Genomic DNA, 3,378 nt, shown 5'->3' with positions numbered 1-3,378 from the left:
CTGCTGGTCCGCAACGTCGGCGTCGCCCAGTCGGTGGGACTGGCCTTCGCCGTCGCGGCATCGACGTTCTGCCCGCTGCTCGTGCTCGGCATCTGGTGGCGCGGCCTGACCGACATCGGCGCCCTCGCCGGCCTGGTCGCGGGCGGCCTCGGCGCCGGCGGGGCCGCTGTGGCCACCCTCGGTGGCTACGCACCCGGCGGCTGGGCCGGAGCCCTGCTCGGCCAGCCCGCCGCCTGGAGCGTGCCGCTCGCCGTCGCCGTGATGGTCACCGTCTCGCTCGCAACGTCCGCGCGAGCGCCTGCCCACGCGCGACGGTTCCTCGTCCGCCTGCACACGCCGGAGTCGCTCGAGGCGGCCTGACCTCAGGCGCCGTTGAACTCCGCGGGGTTCGGGCCGACCCGACCGTCGCGCTCGAGCCCGTCGATCGCCGCCAGGTCGTCGCCGCTGAGCTCGAACCCGAACAGGTCGAGGTTCTCGGCGATCCGCGACGGGGTGACCGACTTGGGGATCACCACGCGACCCTGCTGGAGGTGCCAGCGCAGGATCACCTGGGCAGGCGTGCGGTCGACGCGCGCGGCGATGGTCGTCACCACCGGGTCCGCGAGGACGGCGCCCTGGGCGAGCGGGCTCCACGCCTCGGTCGCGATGCCGAGGCGCGCGTCGGCCTCGAGGACGGCCCGCTGCTGCAGAGCCGGGTGCACCTCGACCTGGTTCACGGCCGGCACCGTTCCGCCGAGCGCAACGATCCGCTCGAGGTGGTCCGGCAGGAAGTTGGAGACGCCGATCGCACGGACCCGCCCGTCGGCGTACAACTGCTCGAGGCCCTGCCAGGCGCCGACGTACAGGTCGCGCGCCGGGGTCGGCCAGTGGATCAGGTACAGGTCGGCGTGGTCGAGGCCGAGTCGTTCGAGGCTCTTCTCACAGGCCGCAACCGGGGCCTCCTGGTCGGAGTTCCAGAGCTTCGTGGTGATGAAGAGCTCCTCGCGCGCGAGGCCCGACTTCGCGAGCGCGCGGCCGACGCCGACCTCGTTGCGGTAGACCGCCGCGGTGTCGATGCTGCGATAGCCGGCCTCGAGAGCAGCGGTGACCGCCGCCTCGGTCTCGTCGTTCGGGACCTGGAAGACGCCGAAGCCGAGCTGCGGCATGGCGACGCCGTTGTTGAGGGTCACGGTGGGGATCGTCATGGGTTTCTCCTTGTGGGGGCTGCGACCAATGGTGCTGGACGGGTGCATCAGGCGGGGACGGGGACAGGCACGGCCGGAGCGGTACGACGCTCGCCACCGGGTGCGCGGACGGCGACCAGCAGGACGACCAGCCCCAGGCCGGTCACGCCGGCGCCGGCCCAGAGCGGCGAGGTGTAGCCCAGGCCGGCGGCGAGGGTGAGCCCACCGATCCATGCACCGAGGGCGTTGCCGAGGTTGAACGCGGCGATGTTGGCTCCGGAAGCGAGCGTGGGTGCGCGGTCGGCGTACGCCATGACCCGCATCTGCAGCGCGGGGACGGTGCCGAAGCCGACGGCACCCATCAGGAGCAGGGCGGCCACGGTCATCGGCTTGTTGCCAGCGGTGAGGGCGAAGCCGGCGAGGACCACGGTGAGGGCTGCGAGGAGGACGACGAGCGTGCGGACCACGTTGCGATCGGCTGCCCGGCCGCCGACGAGGTTGCCGATGAACAGGCCGACACCGAAGAGCACCAGCAGCAGGGGCACCGCACCGGACGAGAAACCGCTGACCTCGGTCAGGGTGAACGCGATGTAGGTGAAGCCGCCGAACATGCCGCCGTACCCGAGCACGGTGACGGCGATCGAGAACCAGACCTGCGGGCTCGCGAAGGCGCTGAGCTCGGATCGAACACCTGCCGGGGCGGCCTCGCCACGACCGGTGTGGGCAGGCACGAGTGCGGCGATGCCGATGAAGGCGACGACGCCGATCGCGGTGATCGCCCAGAACGTCGAGCGCCAGCCGGCGGCCTGGCCGAGCAGAGTGCCGAGCGGGACGCCGAGGACGTTGGCGAGGGTCAGGCCCCCGAACATGAACGCGATGGCGCGGGCCTTCCGGTCCGGGGCGACCAGTTGGGCGGCGACGACGGACCCGATGCCGAAGAACGCGCCGTGGCACAGCGCCGCCACGATCCGGCCGATCATCATCGTCGTGTAGTCGGGCGCCACGGCCGAGACCAGGTTGCCGAGGATGAACAGGACCATCAGCCCGAGCAGGGCCTGTTTGCGGGGGACGCGCGTGAGCGCGAGGGTCAGTCCGACCGCGCCGATGGCGACGCTGAGGGCGTAGCCCGAGATGAGGTAGCCGGCGGTCGTCTCGGACACGGCGAAGTCCGACGAGACCTCGGGCAGCAGGCCCATGATCACGAACTCCGTCAGGCCGATTCCGAAACCGCCCATGGCGAGGGCGAACAGTGCGACGGGCATCGAGCATGCTCCCAGCAAGAGAAGGCGTGTGAAGGTAGTCCGCGTGTGCAGTAGTTGCACACGCCTTGTATTGATAGTTGCACGCGCGCACTATCCGCGCAACTCAGGTATGCTCGGAGAACGTTCACGAGGAGGACTCCATGGGAATCGCCGACGACGCCGTCGAGATCCGGTCGCACGGTTGGCGCACCCTCGCCGCCGTCCACGGCCTGATCGAGGCCGCCCTCGAGAAGGCGCTGCAGCGCGAGCACGACCTGTCGGTCGTGGAGTTCACCGTGCTCGACGCGCTGAGCCGCCAGGACGGCTGGCACATGCGGATGCAGCAGCTCGCCCGCGCCGCAGCCCTGTCGGCGTCCGCGACGACGCGGCTGGTCACCCGCCTCGAGAACCGCGGCCTGCTCACCCGGATCCTCTGCGCCGATGACCGGCGCGGCATCTACACCGAACTCACCCCCGCCGGGCGAGCGCTCCTGAAGAAGGCCCGGCCACTGCACGACGAAGTCCTGCGGACCACCCTCGACGAGGCCGAGGACATCCCCGAACTCGCGACGCTCGCCCGGTTCGTGGGTTCGGTCGCGGCCGAGTAGCGGAGTAGCCGATCGACCGTCAGGCGTCAGGCGGAGGCGCGTTCGGCGACCTGCATCGAGCGGGCCCGCTCACAGACCAGGTCCACGACGCGCGGGTGCGGACCGATGACGTCGGCGACCACGGATGCGCCCGCAGCGAGGGCGGCGTGCCTTGCCTTGCGGTGGAAGTGGCCGGTGGCCAGGAGGTACGGCGACACGGCGTCGCCGCTGCGGACCACGTGCTCGGGCCGCGTGCCGAGGCCGGACAGGGTCGCAAGCCGGACGGGAGCGCCCCAGGCGAGCGCCAGCAGGTGCGCCGCAGCATCGAGGTCGGCGGTGGCGAGCGGGTCGGAGGACCCGGCGGCGACGAGCACGACCGGCTGGCCG

General features: G+C 71.7%; 5 protein-coding genes. 2 read left to right on the top strand and 3 right to left on the bottom strand.

The genetic code is table 11. The features are described 5' to 3' along the window. The coding region (locus ACOADB_RS27410; protein ID WP_420281366.1) for a sodium:solute symporter family transporter at nucleotides 1-360 on the top strand (360 nt) is incomplete at its 5' end. Nucleotides 361-362: 2 nt separating this feature from the next. Here the strand turns inward: ACOADB_RS27410 and ACOADB_RS27405 are convergent. Both ACOADB_RS27405 and ACOADB_RS27400 read right to left on the bottom strand, forming a co-directional pair. Continuing rightward, nucleotides 363-1,184, bottom strand: a complete 822-nt coding sequence (locus tag ACOADB_RS27405; protein WP_378606571.1) for an aldo/keto reductase — start codon at nucleotides 1,182-1,184, stop codon at nucleotides 363-365. A 47-nt stretch (nucleotides 1,185-1,231) separates the two neighbouring features. Then, nucleotides 1,232-2,425, bottom strand: coding sequence for an MFS transporter (locus ACOADB_RS27400; protein ID WP_378606568.1), 1,194 nt, complete (start codon nucleotides 2,423-2,425; stop codon nucleotides 1,232-1,234). A gap of 140 nt (nucleotides 2,426-2,565) precedes the next feature. Between ACOADB_RS27400 and ACOADB_RS27395 the strand changes: the two genes are divergently transcribed. Further along, nucleotides 2,566-3,012 carry a MarR family winged helix-turn-helix transcriptional regulator gene (locus ACOADB_RS27395; protein ID WP_378606565.1) on the top strand — a complete coding sequence of 149 codons (447 nt, stop codon included), beginning with the start codon at nucleotides 2,566-2,568 and terminating at the stop codon, nucleotides 3,010-3,012. Nucleotides 3,013-3,038: 26 nt separating this feature from the next. Here ACOADB_RS27395 and ACOADB_RS27390 read toward each other — a convergent pair. Further along, nucleotides 3,039-3,378 (bottom strand): sirohydrochlorin chelatase (locus ACOADB_RS27390; protein ID WP_378606562.1); only part of this gene is annotated, 340 nt, incomplete at its 5' end.

Source organism: Nocardioides sp. CPCC 206348 (assembly GCF_048654705.1).
GTDB lineage: Bacteria > Actinomycetota > Actinomycetes > Propionibacteriales > Nocardioidaceae > Nocardioides.
The sequence above is the reverse complement of the archived record's forward strand: the minus strand, read 5'-3'. Positions and strand labels throughout refer to the sequence as shown.

Coding starts and splice junctions, on each gene's coding strand:
- ACOADB_RS27400 (WP_378606568.1), bottom strand. CDS start 2,425: ATGCCCGTCGCACTGTTCGCCCTCGCCATGGGCGGTTTCGGAATCGGC.
- ACOADB_RS27395 (WP_378606565.1), top strand. CDS start 2,566: ATGGGAATCGCCGACGACGCCGTCGAGATCCGGTCGCACGGTTGGCGC.
- ACOADB_RS27405 (WP_378606571.1), bottom strand. CDS start 1,184: ATGACGATCCCCACCGTGACCCTCAACAACGGCGTCGCCATGCCGCAG.